Below are 19,470 nucleotides of genomic sequence, written 5' to 3'. Positions count from 1 at the left end.
TTTGTAATTGTCGAATTCCCAGTGCATTCTATCCATGTAGGTCAGCCTGATCGGTGGTATACGTGTTCTGCCAGCAACGGCCGACATCCGGCACACCAGGAGGTAAATTATTTCAGGGCATTTACCATTACCATGGCAAGGAAGCGTTCATGATTTTGGGAGTGGTTTTGAACCGTAGGTGTCATCGCAATGCTGCTTTGTTTTCGTTTTCATAATTGTACTCCATTTTAGTTAGATAGTTAGCAGTGCTCAGGGTGTCGGCATATGGTTTATAATGCTGTAGAGCGCATCCACAAACGCTTCCGGTCGTTCGAGCTTGGGGTCGTCTCGTGTTTTCTCAATAATCTGCAAGGGCCAACCGTACTTTTTGCTTGCGGCTTCTGCAATGTTAAGTTTGTTCGCTTTGTCATGTCGTCCCCATATCAGGGCTGTGGGGACATTAATTTCCCGTAATTCTTTGTCAGGAATCTTTGGGATACCGAGTTTTTTCATCATGAATTGCAAAGCATCGCTCCGCTCTTTATCGCGGGCGCATTCAAGATTATATGCTACAAAGGGATCCCAGTATTTACCCATGCTTTGACGCAGGGTATCCACATCATACATGCAGTGCGGGAAGAAACGGCTAAAGTTTTTCTCGGTTGGCCAGAGCATGAAGCGGAACAGATTAAAAGCAAAGCTGGGTTTTGGCCTGAATTTTCCAAGCCCGAGTGAATTGACGAGCACCAACCGGCTGATCTGATTTCCATGCTCGATCGCGAAGCGGGCTCCAATGGATCCTCCAAGAATGTTACCTGCCAGGATGGGAGGAGAGGGGCAGGTTTGATTGATCAGATCGCTGAGCCAGCCGAATACGAGGCCGGTATCCAGGGACTCTTTATCGACTCTGGATTCCCCGTGTCCGGGCAGGTCGGGTACGATTAGGCGATTGTTTTTTATAAGCTTTGGAATGACACGCATCCACCAGACGGATGACTCACCCGGTCCATGCAGCAGTATCACCGGAGTTCCTTCACCGCCCATAAGTACAGCTGTTGAAATACCCGCTATATTAAGCTGGTGCTCAGTCACGGGAAGAGGTTCCGTAAGCTGCGTGCGATTTTTGGTTGCCGAGGTGTGTTTCTCTTTTTCATGTGCGGAACGTACTGTATTCATCATAATCCCCACCTTCAATTTATAAGTGAGTAGTTTTTATTTGCCGGAAATATAACCGGTAATAGAGGAGGGCGAATCGGAGAGAGTACCCAATTGTTGGAAAAAGTAGATCTGGGTAATATTACCCATTTTTTGATATCGGATTATAAACCTTGGCCGGGGAGCGGTTTTATTTTGTATTCCGAAGACAGCCGGGCTTGATTGTAGGATAGAAAACAGCGTATTAAATCCGTTATATACCAGCTTCACACCATATTATGTTCATAGGCATAGGCAGTAGCGGCAGCCCGGGTTTCTACGTTCAGTTTGCCCAGGATGTTGCTAACATGGCGGTCTACCGTTCGCTCGCTGATATACAGCTCTTTGGCGATATCTTTATTGGTTTTGCCGGTAGCAAGAATGCAGAGCACTTCCAGTTCGCGCGGCGTCAGCCCGTGAGTGTTTTCAGGTCTCTTTTTTTTGATGAGGGAATTGACGTTGGAAAGGTCCGGGGTGGCCCCAAGCTGTTCAAATATCTCCCGGGCGGCATGAAATTCCATCGTGGCAGTGTCTTCATCTCCGAGATTGCGACAGGCAAGTCCGATGAGTACCTGTGTTCGGGCAGATTCGTATGAGGCCTCAACCTGTTTCAGCAGGGACCAGGATTGCCGCATTTTTTTTAATGCCGTACCCGGTTTTGAATTTGCAAGTAGAACACTTCCCTGGGATCGAGCTGCAATGGCCTTCAGGTAAGGAGCTCCGAGCTCAGTGGCAATGTCTGAAAGTTCACTGGCTTTTGCCTTAGCGGTCTGTAATTCCTGCGAGGCCAGCATAATTTCCACGTATGCAGGAAGTATTCTTGATCGGGGCATCCGTTCCTGGATTTCATCTTCCACATGCTGGATGGCCGTTTTGGCGGAGTCGATATCGCCCTGGGCCAGTCTTAACAGAGCCAGCCCCGGTTGTGGACTTCGGCCCCATTTGCTGCTCTGCCGGTATGCTTTTTCCGCCTTGGAATAGTGACCCTGCAACCGGTATAGTTCGGCCTGCCTGTAAAAAGCCTCCCCGGTAGCGGGCGGACTTGATGTTTGCGTGAGCTCACAAGCCCGCTGGACTTCTTCCATGGCATCCGGCCACCTGCCACGCAATTGCAGGATTTCGGCGCGGCGCACCAGGCACTGCCCTCGATAAGGGATCAGGTCCGGCTGAGCATCGCACCACCGGCTCAGGGCATCCGTCCATTCCTGGGCCCGCTGGAGATCATAAATCTTTTGACAGGTTTCGATGATTGCGCAGTACACAATGCCGGCAACAATGGGCGAGAGCTCATCAGAAACAACACCTACCATCGCCTCGTCCAGCAGTGTTGTACCTTCCTCTATTCTTTTTTGCTGGATCAAAGCTTGCCCACAGCCTAGTCTGCCCAGTGTTTGGAGATCTTTATTTTTGAAACGGGTTCCGATTTTCGCAGCTTGATTAAAAAGGTTATAAGCTGCCTCACCGTCCCCTTGGCGAAGTTGTTGAAGTCCACGGGGTATCAGCAGAAGTCCCTGCTCAGCACATTTCTGTTTATAATCTTTAATCAGTCGCTTTGCCCGGGCGATCCAGCCGCTGCCCTGGGCATGTTCACCTCGGTTAAAGAGCACCATCCCCAGCCAGAACGCACTGCAGGCCGCCCGCTCGGTATTATTCTGTTCCAGAAATTTTTGATGGACCCGTGCCCATATTTTGGTACATTTTGATTCCTTGCCGATCAGATATGCAGCTTTCGCCAAAGATTCGAGATCATCAGCATCAAGAACGGTTTCTTCGTCCGCAGCAGACAGAAAGGTATATGCATCAGCCCACGCCTGCTGACGAAATGCTTGACGCCCCTGTTTAAGTGTGTTGTCGCTGGCCATGTGGACCCCCCTTTATAATAGAGCATCCCCTTCCATTAGGATACGGCAAAAAGTTTGAATATTGAAAAACATTTTGTCAGCAGGATGAAGTCAGAGTTTAGTAACTGCTAAATAGTTACACTTTTTTGTAACTGTACTCGACTTATCCCCTGGGTCGGAGATGTATTGTATGGGCCAGCTAATGATATTTAGCTTAAGCGGTAGGCGGAACGACGCAAATTATTTTTCAGAGGTCTTTGCAAAATCGTTGTTTTGGCCGATATCGTCATTTTCGCGGATTTGAACTCCTCATTTATGAGATATAAACTGCGGTTCCAAATCCGCTCAGGGGTTGATCTTGACCAACCCTCCTGGCTTTTCAAAGCCCTCTTATAGTGCAATTTCAGATAGAAAATTTTGTGTAGGCAGCCAGCGGCGAGGCCTGTCGCCCGTTAAGCTCATGTTAGCACTAAATTATTTGTTTTGTCCGGAAAAGTGCTTAACTGTTTCCGTAATAAATTTTTTATTCCTGGTCATTTTTTCATGTTGCGATGATACATATATCGATTTAAAAAGCCCTCCTGTTTTGCAAGAGGGCTTTTTACGTTTATAGAATGAGAGAAAGGATGCCGTTACCGGCTGTCTTTCCCGGTGTTGACATACCGAATACACTGGCCTTGATTTTTGAAACCGAACTCTTCCCAGCCTCCCTTCATGCACTCCTGCCTGGTTTCGGGATTGACGGCTATTTCAAAGTCGAATATCGTGTCGTTGATAGTGATGTAATCTACATGTCCTTTGAATGAACCATTCCAGCCGGAGCCGATACCTGCCTCGATACCTTCTACACTGTATCCATCCAGCCACTCGTCGGTCAGCGAGCGATCAAACTGGAAACAACCGTATGGATCTCCAGCCTCATTACAACCGCTGAAGCCTACCCATTCGCCATTTACATATTGGGGTATTCTCCAGAAATTTCCGTTCAGCAGATTCTCAGTGATCCACTGGTCAGTGGGGGCAGGTGGACCAGTAGTCGGGTACCCATTGTAAACACCCTCCCACTTAAGCAGCCAGGAATTTCCATTACCATCATCTACAAAGATCCCTATGGCCGGTGTCAGGTGGTCCGGAGCGGTGCTGCTGCCATCCCTGTACCAGTCAAAACTAAGGGCATTCAAATTTTCGACCGGTCCAAACGCCTGGACCAAGCGAAAATCTGTTTTTCCCTCACTATCGCTAAAGGACTGTTGCAACGAAGCCATCCCACCGTGCTGGTCCGCTACCGCGTCACTTATTATGCTCTCCCCATCTCCCCGAACATTCAGTTCTTGCCATCCCATAAGGTTATCCGGGGTGACAACAACAAGGCTGGCGGAGCTGTTGGATCCCGCATGCTGGCCTTTTTCCAGGATCAGACCGGCTGATTGCTGCTTCGTTTCTCCGGCTAATTGATCAGTATTTGTTACAGAATCGCAGCTATACAAAACCATCACTGTTACTAAAAAAATACCAAGTGCCAAATAGTTGTTTTTTATCATCTTCCCTCGATTTTATATTGATATTTATTTCCCAGCATCACCTCTTTTTAGTTATTGAAATCGGGGTGTAACCACAAAGAATTATGTTAATATTAATTGAATATAATATTTGTTGGCCTGCCGGTACCGATGCAGATCCAGCCAATATTGATCAGGTACTATTTTGTACTGCCTGCTTTAAATTGGGGTACATCTGGGAGAGGGGTACCAGTAAGCAATAAGGATTCGAAAACGTAACAATTTTCTTCAAAACAGGGAGGCTAATAAATTTAAAAGCCCTCCAGGTCAGTGGAAGGCTTTTGGTGTAGGTTATCTACGTTCAGAAAATCGGGCTGACTTTCTGAACTTGGGATATAATGTAAATTGGATTACCTCGAGCCGAGCGGTGATAAATTTGCAAGAAATGTCACCATAGCTTTGCTCCCATCCCTAACTTAACGGGGGGACCCTTGGCGAAATGTAGTTTGCTTTTTCGTAACAACTCGTGAAAAGTTGCAAAAAAAGAAATAAACTCGTGGATCTCCCGGTTCCCACTCACTCAATGAATCAATCATTCAATCATTCCACGGGCAACCCTTCCATTTTCATGATGGTCAGTGCGTTGGTGGTGGGACAGGGACCCGGCTTCAGCTTGTATTCGAAGCTCATTTTCCCGTCTTTGATCGTCTCCTCGAAATGCCAGTTGGTGAGCTGTGGAATCTCATCTTCCAGCGAGGCCAGTTCAAGATCGTGGGTTGAGACCACACCGACCCCGTCGGTGCCGGCCACATGCTTCAGGAAAGCGGTGCTCCCGATCAGGCGTTCCCGGTTGTTGGTACCACGAAAAATTTCATCCACCAGAAAAAAGAGCGGCCAGGTATCCTCCCGTTCCAGCGCATCCAGCAACCGCCGCAGCTTGCGTACCTCCGCATAGAAATGCGAGAGCCCTTCATCCAGCGAGTCCACCACGTTGATACTGCTAAAGAGCCGAAATGGGATGGCATGGAAGCTTCGGGCATTCACCGGTCCACCGGAGAGACAGAGGCACAGGTTGATACCCAGCGTCCGCAGGAAGGTGCTTTTGCCAGACATATTTGACCCGGTGATGAGAATGAGAGAGCCATTTTTTTCAATCGTCACATCATTTGTCACCTTCTCTTCGTGGGGAATGAGGGGGTGTCCCAGGTCGGTGGCGCTCAGGACCGGCTGTGAGCGATCGGCGGCCGGTGCCGAAAGGATGTAGCCAGGGTTAAGCCACGCAAAGTTGGCCAGCGAACAGAGCGCCTCAAGCTGGTAAAAATGGTCTAGCCAGCGGTTCAGTGGATCTTTGAGCTCCGTTTTGTATTGATCCAGCTTGTACGAAAAGTAGAGATCCCAGGGCAACAGCAGGTTCAGTATAGCCCAGATAATCTCGCTTTTTTGGGATGAAGCCGCCGCGGCCAGGCGGACAATTTTTTTAAGGAACCGGGAGGGCCGGGTTTCCTGCTGTTTGTACAGAGCACAAAACTCTTCAAGCCTGGAGCCTTTCTTGTAGGGGTACTCTTCCAGGTAGATCAGGATGGAGCTGAATCTTGACAACAGTTTTTCCATCTGGTAGGAGGCGTCAAAGAGCCCTTTCACCTTTCCGGAGTTGAAATTATAGGCTAGCAGGTAGATTACAGCACTGAAAATAACATAGGGGGGCACCATTCCCGCCAGGTAAAGGATGCCCAGTATCCAGTTTGCGGCAGCCAGTCCGCCCAACAGTGCAAGGGCACCGGTATAGGATTCCGAGGCCGACCGGTCCAGCCAGCGGAGCAGTGCCGCCATATTCCAGTCCTGCTCCGATTTGTACGATTTGCTGATGGCCGCCCGCAGCTGAAGCCGATCTCGAAAGTGGGCCATCGGCTTGAGTTCCCGCACCAGCTGCTGGCGCTGCAGGATACGGCCGGTATCCGGGGTGTTGTCGAGCAGCCACTGTTTAAGCTGATCGCTGCCCCCGGCGTAGATCGCCGTGTCGATCAGGTGGAGCAGCGAGCGGCGCCCCGTAATGTTGAGGTCGCCGGCATACGGATGGTCCTCTTCCGGCTCCGAGGAAGGGGGAGGGGGAATCTGTTCCCAGTCCAGGTCCATCCGTGCCAGGTGCGTGCCGCGGATCTTTTTCCAGAGCGTCAGCCGCTGTTGTTGCCGCTCCACTTTTTGATGTCGCGATACCAGCCAGAAAAATACGCCCAGCAGAAGCCCCAGGACCAGGAGAGTGATCGCGGGACTCCCGGTTTGGGCGGCGACATAGAGAGCTGCAATGCCCCCGCCAAATACGCCGAGGCGATACCGGGAAATACGGCTGTCCCACCGATTGACGATCTCAATTTTGGATTCTATTCTGCGCAGCTGGTTGGTAATGGCTTCTCGTAATGCGGATCTGTTTTGTGGCATCTCTGGGTATTAACAAATTTTAAAGCGGCGTTGCCGGTTCTCACGTTTGTCACCCAGACCGAGCCCGGTATCCCGCAGGGTCTTGGACTATTGATATCTCCAGCCTTTAATCGACGATCTGAGCCGGGCAGATCCAGCGGTCGGGTGACAGGTTTTCGATTCTGGTTGATTCTGAATATAGGAAAGCGTCAGTGATTTTCCCGAAAGAGTTCGGACAGGAAAATCAGAGGTTTAAAATACTGAGAAGGGACGCTGAAACCAGGCAACTCTTTGTGTGACGGGTGATAGTATTAAAACGATTCCCGGGGTTCCTCCCTCAAATTAACAAGGGTGGCGCCCCAGCCGCTGCGGTCACCTGCCAGCGAATAGCTTTCAACGCGGGGATGCCGGTCCAGGAGGGCATGTACCGATCGGCGGAGGCTCCCCGTTCCCTTCCCGTGGATAATACGGAGAGCGTAGATCTCCCTTTCCAGGCAGGCTTCAATATAGTCGGGAATCAGCGAGCCAAGATCCTCCGGCCGGAAGGTGTGCAGGTCCAGCGTGCCATCAATCGGGAATTCATTGGGTTCACTGTTTGTCATAATAGTGGGAGCAGGCTTCTGTGACCGTGAAGAACAGGGAACAGATCAATTAAAAAATGAGATAAATTCTTCTTCTGTTTTCGAATAGATGAATCCTCCGAGGTTCAGTGCGCTTCGCTGCAGGAATGATCGTTTTTGATCGACATACGAGCGCATCGCCTTGATATTGCCCAGATGCCGGCGGAAATCCTGGTCCACAAGCAGGTCGTCGAGCAGGGCCAGGTCATGCTCCTCCCCGAGGTAATCGGAAAGCTGTGCGAGACTTTTCCCCTTGATATCCAGTTTTCCGGGCCAAAAATATGCCAACACCTGGAAGGCGTTCATAAAATATTTTACCTGCTTGCGCCACTCGTGGAACTGCTCTTTGGTACCCTCCTCGTCTGCCCTGAAGTAGTTTTCGCGCCCTTTTTTGTAGATCTCCTTCAGTCCGGGGAATAAAAGTGACTGTTGGCCTGGCAGCCCCTGTTGTTCTGTGAACGCATTTTGAACCTCTTCGAGCCGGTCGGCCATATCTTCAAAACGGTGCTGATCCCGGGCCTCCTCCAGCAGTTCTTTTTCCTGCTGTTGAAGGATGTTCAGGCCTTCTTCAATATCTTGCGGCCGGACCGAATGAGACTCCCTCGCCACATACTGCATCAGGAGAATGAACACATGCAGGTCCCGAAGTTCCGAGACGAATCGGCCCATGTCGCGAAACATATGGTTTTGTTGCTCATACGCCTCCGGTTCCAGGGAGAACTTGATCAGCCGGATCAAGGCGCGCATAAACTTGAAGCCCCTGCGCGCATCGTGGATCGCCTCGTGCAGGTTCTGGTGAGGAGGCCGGATAGTCGGTATAATCTGCTGCAGCCGGTCCGTGTAGATCCGCTTTATTCCCTCGTCGATCGATTCATCTGTAGCCAGTGCATAATCCATAATGTCACAAAAATAGCGAACCCATGGAAGGAAGCAATTCAAATTATATAAAAATTGGTCAGCCCGAAAATCGGGCGGCGTCAAGTATCGACCACAGGTGGATGATCCATCCCAGCCAGATTAGCCAGAGGAGACCCGCCAGCAGAAAGTGGGTAAGAGACATTAAAAACCGTCCCTGCAACAGCTGTCCGAGTCCCGGTACAAAAAAGCTTGCGAGGGCGGCAATTACATTTCCGGTTGATCCTTGTCCACTCATTTACCTATTCCATTTGATTTGCGTTTATGTTCATCCGATTACGAAAATAAAGGTAAAAAGTTTAAGGAATGAAAAGCAGTTCCGGTTCGGCATTATGTACGGGATATAAAGCTGCGGGTTTGAATTTGTTTAGGTTTTGATCTTGGGTAAAATCCCTGATTTTGCAACGTCCACTGGTACGTGATTCCTTCATTTTTACGCTTATCCCGGCTAACTCCTCGATTTATTGAGGAAAATACGATACCGGTTGCCAATTTAGTTGATTTTGAAGAAAAGGAAAGCTTTTTTGTAATTTATATTCATGATAAATTTCTCCCCGCGGAGATACTGTTGTTTTTTTTAGGGAGTTGCCAGGCAGCAGGAAGTCAATTCTTATTGGCAATACTGCCAGGAAAGTTGTTATATAGAACTAGCCACTAACTAACTTAATAATAAGGGATATACTATGCTAAAACGTCTTAAATCAAGTAAGCTGTCAGAATTTGTCGATATCGGGATATCACTCCTTATACTACGGGTGGTCGCCTCTTTTGCCATGATCTATGGGCACGGCTGGGGTAAATTGATGAACGTGTTCAGTGGCAATTTCCAGTTTGCCGATCCCATCGGGTTGGGGCCGACCATTTCTCTGATTCTTGCGGCATTTGCCGAAGCGATTTGTGCTTTCCTGGTCATGATCGGTTACTATACCCGCGCTGCCGCTTTGGTGCTGGTGATTAACATGACGGTGGCCTTCCTTTTTGTCCACCTGTTCAACGATCCCTTTAGCGGTATGGAAAAAGCAGTATTATTCCTCACTATCTATCTCACTATTTTCCTTACCGGTCCCGGCAAATATTCGCTGGACAGTGAATAGAAAGTGATATTTTTTATTATCCTTAAGCATCAAGGGCGACATAAACGGTCGCCCTTTTTTAATTCATGATTGACGAGCCACCAGTTCGATCCCGGGCCGGGATGTTACGTGCTGGCCATCGGTTTCGGTTTGATATTCTGATTCATGTGGAAAAGATTTTCAGGGTCAAACTTTTGCTTTAATACCACCAGCCGTTCGTAGTTGGCACCATAGGCCGAGGCAACGGCATTGTTCTCATCTTCCGTCATAAAATTGACATATGCTCCCCCGGCAGCATACGGTTTGGTCGCATTGTACACTTCTCTGGCCCAGCCGATCAGCCTGTCATCGTCGGACTCATCCTCCCACCTTCCATGGACATTCATGATATATCTTGCATGACGCAACGGGTAGGCGGTGGCTTCCGCGGGTATTTCATTCTGAAGACCTGATATGGATCCCAGGAAAATTTCAGTGTGCGGAGAAGGGATGGTTCCGGCAAATTTTACCAGGCTTCCAATAAGCTCGTCAGTTACGGTTTCAAAGTTATGCGATTTCCAGTAGTTGCGCAGTCCCGGTGTGAGCAGCGGGTCGAACGCCTGCTGCCACTGGGTATAGGGCTGCATCCCGGTATGTTCGCCAACCGGATTTCCAAATCCCCTTAGAAAATCCACAAGTTTTTCTCCCTTGTCGGCCTCCCCGTTGTAAAATATTGCAAGCACCAGCACCATTTTACCGTGTACGTCGTCGGGGAGGAAGGGCAGCGGCGGGGCGTGACGCAGCACTACCCAGACATTAAGTTCGCGGGGAGCGGACTGGGAAAATTCATTATACTGCCTGAGTACGTTTTTAGCCTGGTGGAACGGGAAAACCATCAGGCCGGCAAAAACTTCCGGTCCCATGTTGTGCAGGTTGAATTCGAATCCGGTAACGACTCCAAAATTTCCACCGCCGCCACGAAGAGCCCAGAAAAGGTCGGGATTTTCCTCCTCGCTCGCCTTTATTGCCTTACCGCCGGCACTCACAACATCTGCTGAAACCAGGTTATCGACTGTCAGTCCGTACTGGCGGGTCAGCCAGCCGAACCCGCCACCCAGTGTCAACCCGGCCATACCTGTCGTGGAATTGATGCCGGTGGGGGTTGCCAGGCCGTGAGCCTGCGTGGCTTTGTCAAAATCTGCCAGCGTGGCTCCGGGCTCCACGTAGGCACGCCGCTTTTCTGGATCCACCTGAACTTTCTTCATATTGGAAAAATCGATGGTTAGTCCATTTTCAGCCAGCGAATTTCCGGCGATGTGGTGTCCACCACCCAGTACCGAGAGTTCAAGCCTGTTTTTACGGGCAAAATTAACAGCAACAGGTACATCTTGTGTATCGGCTACCTGGACAATAAGTGCAGGTTTTTTGTCAATCATCCCGTTCCAGATAGTGCGGGCTTTATTGTAGGTGGGATCGTCCGGCAGGATAATAGTACCGGCTATCGTACTTTTTAATTCTTCGATCAATTTTTTTTCTAAATGTAGCATGGCGTATCCATTATTTATAGGTTGGAAATGGAAATCCACCCCGTTTTAGGGTGTTGTCTTGCAGGATAACAGGCAGGCAAATGACTATTCAATGTACTGCAAAAACAATTAAAAACAACTATTTAGAAATAATAGTTAAAAGGATTTCGGCACTATTGACCGCCGGATTAGGTCACAGTTAAAATACTTGATAAGCTCCTTCCTGTTACGTTCGGACTATACTGCCAGGGAACCGCTCCGAATACTTCCGGGGTGACATTCACCTGTCAGTGAATGCGTTATTTTGAAGAGGAGAAAGAAAAAGCAAGATCAATTGACAAGAGAATATTGGAAATACTAAACTTTCTACGTTTTACTTTCTACCTTCTGTTGAAGAAATGACTTCTTTCCACCAAAGAGAACTCTTAATCTAAGAGGCTTTTGCAGCACCTGATGCTTAGTTGGGGGGTGGTTGTATTACCGATCTCATATAGCACATAAAGCGGGAGTGCAACTCCCTGCGAACGATGATTCGGATGTTTTGCAAAGTCCTCACTAAAGCTTAAATCCATAAATGGAATTGATTTCTATCGTATTTATTCTCATTGGCCTGGTCCTCGGCTACCTCATCGCTCACTACAAATTCAAAAGCAGTCGGGCCCTTGGCAAAGAGGAGGCCGAGCTACTGGAGCGCGAGCACGCGGAGGCGATGCAGGATGTCAGCCGGCTGGAGGAGCGCAACAGTAACCTGGCTGGGCAGCTGGAGTCGACCCGGCAGGAGCTGAAGCAGGCTGAATCCAGGGCCGGTGAAGCTGAGAAGGAGAATGTACGACTCCGCTCGGTGAACGGGACCCTGAGAGAAAAACTGGAAGAGCAAAAGGAGGAGATGCAGAACCTGCAGGATCGATTTAAGGATGAGTTTGAAAACCTGGCGAACAAGATCCTGGAGGAGAAGTCCCAGAAATTTACCGAGCAGAACCGGGAGAAGCTGGACCAGCTGTTGAAGCCGCTGGGTGAAAAGATGGAGGAGTTTAAACAAAAGGTGGAGGAGACCCACAAAGAAGATCTCAAAGGACGCAGTTCTCTGGAACAGCACCTGAAACACCTGCAGGAGCTCAACCAGCAGATGGCCAGGGAGGCCAAGGATCTGACAAAAGCCCTCAAGGGGGAATCCCAGACGCAGGGAAGCTGGGGCGAGGTGATCCTGCAGCGTATCCTGGAGAAATCGGGACTTACCAGGGGGCGCGAGTACGAGATCCAGGAGCACCATCAAACCGAGGATGGTCGTCGCCTTTACCCGGATGTGGTGGTGTACCTGCCCGACAACAAGCGGCTGGTAATCGATTCCAAAGTATCGTTGACAGCCTATGAGCGATTTGCTTCTGCCGAGGACGATGCGGAGCGGCAGGCGGCCTTGAAACAGCATGTCAGCTCGCTGCGAAGTCACGTCAAGGGACTCAGCAGCAAGAATTATGAGCAGCTGCATGGCGGCAACAGTCCCGATTTCGTGCTGATGTTCGTACCGATCGAATCGGCGTTTGGAGTTGCCCTTCAGCAGGACAGCAGCCTCTACTATGAGGCCTTTGACAAAAATGTCGTTATCGTCAGTCCCTCTACGCTGCTGGCCACCCTGGCTACGATCGACAGCGTGTGGAAACAGGAGTACCAGAACCGGAACGCGCAGGAGATCGCAGACCGTGGAGGCAAACTGTATGACAAGTTTGTGAATTTTGTAGAGAGCATGCAGGATATCGGTCAACGGATACGGCAGACCCAGGAGAGCTACAATGAAGCGATGAATCGTCTTTCCACCGGGCATGGCAACCTGACCCGCCAGGTCGAGATGCTTCGGGAGCTGGGAGCCAAGACGAGCAAGCAGCTGCCGGAAAACATGACCGGGCCATCCCCGGAATCTCTGCTCGAACATGAGGAGCCGGACAACAGGCACGAAGATGATCGTGATACGTAATACAGAGGTGCGGCGACCATTTTATCTCTACTGCCCATGTACAACACAGCACGGTAGATAATGACATTTATTGTTCTCATATTCTGCCTTATGAATTCGATTAGTTTATTATCTACAGTTGTACTTGCGCTCTCTATCTTTGCAGCCGCATCTGTGGCCCGGGCCCAGCCGGAAACCGGTGGATTCATGCCGGACGGGCAGGTGCGATCAGAGAATCAAGCGGTCAGCCAGGCGCTGATTAATACCATTATGCCCATTGGCGTGGGATATGGTGCCGTCAAACTGTTTGATGGAAACACCGCTGAAACCCTTGGCGCCTCGCTGGCGATCTATGGGCTGGTTGTGGGCCCTTCAAGCGGAAATTTTTATGCCAATGATTATCTGCGCGGCGGACTGGGAGCGTTGACACGACTGGGCGCGGCGTTTTTGCTGCAGGATGCCACCAGCGAGGTTTTTGGCCGCGAATTTGCCGATGCCCTCGGCGTGGATAACAGCTCAGTCTCATTCAGTGAAACCAATATTGTTGTTGGCAGCACCCTGATGGTCGGAACAATCGCCTACAATATTATTACAGCCCCGGTATCTGTCAGGGAGTACAACCGGGAGATGGGCTACACCATGGAAATTCAGTCCCTTCCCGGTACAGGTCGCGCTGCGCCCGTAATTACCGCACGCATTCATCTTTAGAGGATTTGGTTAAACCAGGAGATTTTCTGCAAGTTCAAAAAAATGATTGAATTTAAAACCGCAGTGGTGGGCCAAATAACGGCTTTGCGAAAGGTTCTTTTAAAGAGGAAGTACCGGCCTTAAAAAGGAATGAAACCAATATTTTATAGGGGGCTTTGCAAAACCCCTGGTTTTTAAAAGTCCTCTTATAGTGAGCAAGACACTTGGTTGCCACCCCCCTGTTCAATTAGTAAACCCGACCCTCCAATCAATTATTAACTCCGAGGGGCTCTACAAGCGAGGCCAGCGTTTGGCCATCGTGATTGGAGATTGCGGCGTACCATGTGTCATCCCATTTCCAGGAGACGACATGCTTGCCGTTGACATCCCGGACGTGAAAATCTTTTGAGCGGATACAGGAGTTGACCGCTTCCTCGCTGCGCTTAAGCTCATCAAACTGTTTAAGCTGTTCAATATTAAAGGCAAAAATATAGATGTACTGGTCTTCCGAGGGCAGGTAGTACTCCATCATTGGAGTTTCGAAACCGGGAACAAAGTCGCTCAGCACCACCCCTTTGAAATCAGCATTTTTTAGCGCGGGAATTGTGACCGGCATATTAAATGAAGAGGCCAGTTCCAGCTCGGCGTTTGCCGGGCTGGCGGTCGCGATCGTCGGCTGCACCATTTGACCGTTGTGTTTTACAAAGTGGGCGTAGGCATACTCTTCTACGTTATAAGACTCGGAGGAGGACTGCATATACAGGAATCCACCTAAAATAACTGCGGCGATCAGGAGCGTTGCCGCGGCCGCATATTTCCACAGGTAGGCGCGGTTGTCGACAGGAGACGTGGAGGCATCTTCAGCCTGGATGGTATGGGCGGGAGGCATGTCATAGATCGGCGCCTGCTGGTCATCTCCATCCGCCTGCTGTTGATGCAAAAATTGCCGGATACGTTTTTTCAGATGATCAGGAGCGCTGGCACAGGGGCACCGGGTGGATACAATATTTTTGAGCCGTTTGGCGGACTCATACTTGGATTTTACGGATTCATCCTGCTGTATATACGCAAAAAATGCGATACGAGTATCTTCGTCAACCTCCTCATCTACAACCGGTGTGATAAGTTCTAACGCTTCTTTCCTGGTAAGATTACTTCCAGACATCCTTCTGACCCCTCAGTAGATCTAATGCTGACTTTTTAATATAGCCTGTCTTATTTGTGTTTGTCTAATACCTATCTGTCAACATCAACTGGTTATTGAGTGTTCCAATCACAAATAAAAATCTATTTTTCGCTGAACGAGAGATAAAATCCGTTCAATACGGATCGGTCGACATGACGAGGTGCTGGCAGTTTTTGCAGCATGTTCGTAGAATCGATCGCCCGGGTGGGAGTAAAAGAGGCTGCCGCCAGCATGGATTCAAACTCATTTTTTGACAGGTGCAGACGAATCTTTTCTCCCACCATCCGGACGCCGGCGGTGAAGATGGCCCGCCGTGCGGCGGAAAGCTCGTCAAGGGCAAATATGGTGCTGATCAACTGGACCCTGTTCCGGAAAAACGTTTCCAGATCTTCAAGAATCTGTTGGCTCTGATGTTGATCCAGGTAATCAAAAAAGCCCTCTGCCACGATGACGGTATCCCGGTTCGGATCGAGCTGTTCAAGGTTGAGACCGCTGCCCCGGGAGCTGAAATGGTGGCTTATGATGTGGAGGTCCGTATTCTGCATCCCCTGTTGTGTCACGAAGTTCTGCTTTATGGAGGACATCCGCGGGGCGTCGATCTCAAAGCACGGGATACGGCCTTGCGAATGGAAGGCCGCCAGGTGATCAAAGCCCGCTCCCATTACGAGCAGTTGTGTATAGTCCCGCGAGAGGAGCTGTTCCACCTTCTGCCCGATAATATATTTGCGCATAAGAATGTGCATGAGGTCTCCGGGCAGCAGCAGTTCTTCTGAGATGATGAAAAATTTGCGAAGCCAGGATTTCTGCAGTGCCTGGTGGTACCAGTTCAGGGGTGGCGGCAGGTACTGAACAAGACGCTCGTAAAATTGGATAATTTCCTGGTCGAACCAGTCGTGATAGGGGGGGATGCGTGTCAGCCCATAGAATTTAATGGCAACAAAGGCGGCGGTCCGGCTTATCTGGTCGGGTCTCATGGGCGCTCTTCTCTGTTCATTTTTTGAATTGGCTCCAGGGAGAATGGCCGGGAAACGGGAGAGCAACATGCACCTCCTTATTATGTATGGGGTGTTCGAATCTCAATTCCACCGCCCGTAAGGCCATGGTGCGTCCCTCGGGCTGCTGAATTCCGTATTTATAGTCGCCCCATACCGGGTAACCTTCTTCAGCCAGCTGCACGCGAATCTGGTGCGGGCGCCCGGTCTGCAGGTGAATTGCCAGCAACGCCAGCTCGTCTTCTTGATCCTGTTTTTGGAATGAAAGAACCGCCTTTTTACTCTCCGGGTTAGTGGAGGCGGTGGCCCTCACCCGGTTTCGATTCCTGTTTTTCACCAGGTGGTGGATAAGCAGCCCGTTGGCGGGAGGCGTGCCCTGAACGATGGCATGGTAGGTCTTCTGGATCGTACGGTCCCGCAGCTGATCGCTGAGTCGCCCGGCGGCTTTGGAACTTTTGGCCAGCAGCATCAGCCCGCCAACAGGACGGTCGAGGCGGTGAACCAACCCGAGATAGGGATCGCTGTCGCTGCCGGATTCCTGCTTGAGATACTGCTTGCAGAGGGTCACCACGTCAGGGTCACCGGTATGGTCCTCCTGCGAGAGAAGTTCATGGGGCTTATCGATGATGAGGAGATGATGATCCTCAAAAACGATCGGGATCTGCGGGGTTGTGCTTGTATATTTTTTTGCCATTACGGAAATATGCATGTTACAGAGGGTTTTGCAAAGGTCCCGTTACAGTCATATGTCGGGCCGGAACCCGGGAGCTGGCAAGTGATTGCGCCACGGTTGCCGCCGCCCAGCCAGCTCCATGCCTGTGCTGACCACCGCCCGTTTGCACGGGGAGGAATATCGGAAAAAAATGGGGTTAGCCATTAAAAATATGACAAATAGATTTTTCCGGTCACCCCCGATTCAGTCCGGCAGGAGTATTATAACGGAATCAGCTGTCAAGGAAAAGGATCCCGTTTGAGGGAACAAAAATAAATCCCAAAATCACCGGTTGGGATCAGGATTGTAGAATGAAGAATTATTAATTTCGAAGGAGGAGGTTGTATTTATGATTTATAGCACTATGTCTGACCGGTGAATTTCGGTCTGTAGGGGAGTGGGTTACAAAACACACTTCGCTTTCCCGGCCCTGATGGGGCGCGGAAGCCGGAGCAGGTTCCAGTACAGACGCGACATGTCGCGTCTCAACGAGCTCCTACGACCGCTGCAGGCTGGACGGGTGGGTTATCCGTAACAAATGTAATGTAAGTGAAGGAGTTGGCGAAAAATTGTGCATCTGAATGACCCGGTTTAATCCTGCAAAATAGGAGTATATCGTGGTTTGGAACCTGTCTGGGGATACCCTGATTAGCAGATCGCTGACATCAAATAATGAATAATGAGCCCGTGATGATTGTGGCAAAATGTTTCTATATTTTGGATCTGAACGAAGGACATGACAATTCTATTCTCGTACATCCTGTGCACAGATATAAATTTGCCAATTTCTCCAGATGAGCAGTGAAACTACAGATATTGATCTCCGGGAAAAGGTTGACCACCTGCCGATGTCTCCCGGGGTTTACATGTTTAAAGACGATGGCGGCAACCACCTGTATATCGGGAAGGCAAAGCGGCTTCGCGACCGGGTACGCTCCTATTTCCAGGATTCACGGGGACACGACGGGCGCATCAAAGTGATGGTCTCGAAGATTGATGATCTCGAGGTCATCGTCACCGATTCCGATTCCGAGGCGCTGATACTGGAAAACAACCTTATCAAAAAGCATCAACCCCGGTATAACATTATGTACCGGGATGACAAGTCGTATCCCTATATCTGTATTACAAATGAAGAACGTCCCCGGGTGTTTCCCACGCGCACCGTAATCAGCGACGGCAGCAAGTATATCGGTCCCTATGACAGCGTAATGCATATGCGCCGGATGCTGGAGACGATCAGAAAAACTTTTGGCCTCTGTACCTGTGCCATCTCATCCAAGAATATCAACCGCACCAGGGGCGCTCCCAAATGGGGATCCTGCCTTGATGACTATCTCGATCGCTGCTCCGAGGAGATGGACCTGGAGGAGTATAACGCCAACATCCAAAAAGTGGAACGGATGCTCAACGGGCGCACCGACGAGCTGATGCGCGACCTGAAAGATGAGATGGAGATCGCCTCGGAGGCACTTGAATTTGAGAAAGCCGCCCGTATTCGCGACAGTCTGAAAGCGGTTGAAAAATACAGCAAAAAGATGAAGATGGTGGCCGACAAGAAAGTAGACCGCGATGTGTATGCGGTTACGGTTGATGAAGAGCTCTCTGAGGCCTGTGGCGTGTTATTCAAGGTCAGGGAGGGCAAGCTGATCGGGAAGTTCCACCGTTTCCTGAAGAATATTTCTCACCTGGAGGAGGGAGCAATGCTGCAGTCCTTTATCGAGGATTATTATACGGGACAATTTGCCGGAGCTATCCCCGATGAGGTTTACGTTAGCCACGATCTCCCTGAAGATGAACCGTTGCTGGAGTATTTGTGGGAGGAGAGGGGACGGAAAGTGCCGATCCACCGGCCGCAACGGGGTGAAAAAGCGCAGCTTATGCGCATGGCGATCTCGAACGCCGAGCTGTTGCTGGGCGAACGCAAGCTGGAAAAGGAGAAGGCCGACCGAAAACGTATTCCCAACTCGGTGGAGGAGCTGAAAGAGCATCTGCAGCTCGATCGGCTGCCCCGTCGCATTGAGTGCTTTGATAATTCGAATATTCAGGGCTCCGATCCGGTCGCATCCATGGTTTGTTTTGTGGATGCCCGCCCGCGCAAAAGCGAGTACAAGCGGTTTCATATCAAGACGGTAGAGGGACCCGACGATTTCGCCTCGATGAAAGAGGTGATCTCTCGCCGCTACAAGCGGGTGATGAAGGAAGAGCAGCACATTCCCGATCTGATTGTCGTAGATGGAGGCAAGGGACAGCTGAATGCGGCGATATCTGCACTCAGGGAGATCGGGTTTTACGGCGAATGCGAAATAGTGGGCCTGGCCAAGCGCCTGGAGGAGGTCTTTTTACCCGGAAAATCGGATCCGGTGATGATTCCCAAGACCTCATCCGCACTGAAGCTGCTGCAGCAGGTACGGGATGAAGCCCACCGTTTTGCCATCAATTTTCACCGCAATACCCGGGCTAAACGGACCATCAAAACCGAATTGACAGAAATTAAGGGTATCGGGCAGAAAACAGCTCAGAAACTCCTGAACCATTTTGGATCGGTAAAAAAGATAAAAGAGGCCCACAAGGGGGAGATCCAGGCGGAAGTAGGCCAAAAAACGGGAGAAGCGGTCTATGAGTATTTTGAGCAGCAAAACGGGCACCCGGAAGAGGAGTAAGTCGGGAACTGGGAACTGGTTTCTGTTGCTGGTGCGGCTTGTTGTGCTGAAAAACCTCCTGTAAAGACTGAATGAAACCAAACAGGGAGAAATATCGTATAAAAATAGTTGTTGAGATTGTTGCTCGTGTATTGAGACTGTATCACATTATCATGTGATATTTATTGTCTGCCTCAGCAGATACCATTTATGGTAAGATGGGAAAACTTTTATTTACGTGAAACTTTTACAGCTTAAAATA

At 50.0% G+C, this 19,470-nt stretch carries 15 protein-coding genes; 4 read left to right on the top strand and 11 right to left on the bottom strand.

All coding sequences use genetic code 11. The features are described from left to right. Nucleotides 1-249 precede the first annotated feature (249 nt). From ACG2E4_RS02300 to ACG2E4_RS02270, 7 genes are all read right to left on the bottom strand, one after another. Entirely contained in the window at nt 250-1,158 is a 909-nt protein-coding gene (locus tag ACG2E4_RS02300) for an alpha/beta fold hydrolase (protein WP_395259306.1), read from the bottom strand. A 242-nt stretch (nt 1,159-1,400) separates the two neighbouring features. Beyond that, nucleotides 1,401-3,035, bottom strand: coding sequence for a LuxR C-terminal-related transcriptional regulator (locus ACG2E4_RS02295; RefSeq protein ID WP_395275590.1), 1,635 nt, complete (start codon nt 3,033-3,035; stop codon nt 1,401-1,403). 611 nt (nt 3,036-3,646) lie between these two features. After that, a complete protein-coding gene (locus ACG2E4_RS02290; protein WP_395259304.1) occupies nt 3,647-4,555 on the bottom strand; it encodes a hypothetical protein in 909 nt (302 codons plus the stop codon). Nucleotides 4,556-5,113: 558 nt separating this feature from the next. Continuing rightward, the gene (locus ACG2E4_RS02285) at nt 5,114-6,949 is read right to left on the bottom strand and encodes a hypothetical protein (protein WP_395275589.1); all 1,836 of its coding nucleotides are present in this window, start codon (nt 6,947-6,949) and stop codon (nt 5,114-5,116) included. Nucleotides 6,950-7,239: 290 nt separating this feature from the next. Continuing rightward, the gene (locus ACG2E4_RS02280) at nt 7,240-7,530 is read right to left on the bottom strand and encodes a Smr/MutS family protein (protein WP_395259302.1); all 291 of its coding nucleotides are present in this window, start codon (nt 7,528-7,530) and stop codon (nt 7,240-7,242) included. A gap of 45 nt (nt 7,531-7,575) precedes the next feature. Beyond that, a complete protein-coding gene (locus ACG2E4_RS02275; protein ID WP_395275588.1) occupies nt 7,576-8,445 on the bottom strand; it encodes a CHAD domain-containing protein in 870 nt (289 codons plus the stop codon). Nucleotides 8,446-8,503: 58 nt separating this feature from the next. Beyond that, entirely contained in the window at nt 8,504-8,701 is a 198-nt protein-coding gene (locus ACG2E4_RS02270) for a hypothetical protein (protein ID WP_395259300.1), read from the bottom strand. A 445-nt stretch (nt 8,702-9,146) separates the two neighbouring features. On the opposite strand from ACG2E4_RS02270, the gene ACG2E4_RS02265 reads away from it, so the two are divergent. Continuing rightward, complete coding sequence (locus ACG2E4_RS02265; protein WP_395259299.1) at nt 9,147-9,557, top strand: DoxX family protein; 411 nt, start codon at nt 9,147-9,149, stop codon at nt 9,555-9,557. A 104-nt stretch (nt 9,558-9,661) separates the two neighbouring features. Here ACG2E4_RS02265 and ACG2E4_RS02260 read toward each other — a convergent pair whose 3' ends face one another. Continuing rightward, nucleotides 9,662-11,062, bottom strand: coding sequence for an FAD-binding oxidoreductase (locus tag ACG2E4_RS02260; RefSeq protein WP_395275587.1), 1,401 nt, complete (start codon nt 11,060-11,062; stop codon nt 9,662-9,664). Between the two features lie 553 nt (nt 11,063-11,615). On the opposite strand from ACG2E4_RS02260, the gene rmuC reads away from it, so the two are divergent. Together rmuC and ACG2E4_RS02250 are read left to right on the top strand one after the other, a co-directional pair. Continuing rightward, on the top strand, nt 11,616-13,010 hold the full coding sequence (rmuC, locus tag ACG2E4_RS02255) for a DNA recombination protein RmuC (RefSeq protein WP_395275586.1): 1,395 nt from the start codon (nt 11,616-11,618) through the stop codon (nt 13,008-13,010). A 90-nt stretch (nt 13,011-13,100) separates the two neighbouring features. Then, the gene (locus ACG2E4_RS02250; protein ID WP_395275585.1) at nt 13,101-13,697 is read left to right on the top strand and encodes a hypothetical protein; all 597 of its coding nucleotides are present in this window, start codon (nt 13,101-13,103) and stop codon (nt 13,695-13,697) included. Between the two features lie 247 nt (nt 13,698-13,944). On the opposite strand, the gene ACG2E4_RS02245 is transcribed toward ACG2E4_RS02250, so the two are convergent. From ACG2E4_RS02245 to ACG2E4_RS02235, 3 genes are all read right to left on the bottom strand, one after another. Next, the gene (locus ACG2E4_RS02245; RefSeq protein WP_395259295.1) at nt 13,945-14,841 is read right to left on the bottom strand and encodes a hypothetical protein; all 897 of its coding nucleotides are present in this window, start codon (nt 14,839-14,841) and stop codon (nt 13,945-13,947) included. Between the two features lie 122 nt (nt 14,842-14,963). Beyond that, nucleotides 14,964-15,836: a class I SAM-dependent methyltransferase gene (locus ACG2E4_RS02240; protein ID WP_395259294.1), complete on the bottom strand. Its 873-nt coding sequence runs from the start codon at nt 15,834-15,836 to the stop codon at nt 14,964-14,966. A 16-nt stretch (nt 15,837-15,852) separates the two neighbouring features. Then, nucleotides 15,853-16,548, bottom strand: a complete 696-nt coding sequence (locus tag ACG2E4_RS02235; RefSeq protein WP_395275584.1) for an RluA family pseudouridine synthase — start codon at nt 16,546-16,548, stop codon at nt 15,853-15,855. A gap of 812 nt (nt 16,549-17,360) precedes the next feature. Between ACG2E4_RS02235 and uvrC the strand changes: the two genes are divergently transcribed. Next, on the top strand, nt 17,361-19,229 hold the full coding sequence (gene uvrC, locus ACG2E4_RS02230; protein WP_395275583.1) for an excinuclease ABC subunit UvrC: 1,869 nt from the start codon (nt 17,361-17,363) through the stop codon (nt 19,227-19,229). The last annotated feature ends 241 nt before the right edge of the window (nt 19,230-19,470 follow it).

The organism is Halalkalibaculum sp. DA384, assembly GCF_043951955.1.
Lineage (GTDB): Bacteria > Bacteroidota > Rhodothermia > Balneolales > Balneolaceae > JAMQKA01.
This window is presented reverse-complemented; position numbering and strand designations above follow the sequence as displayed.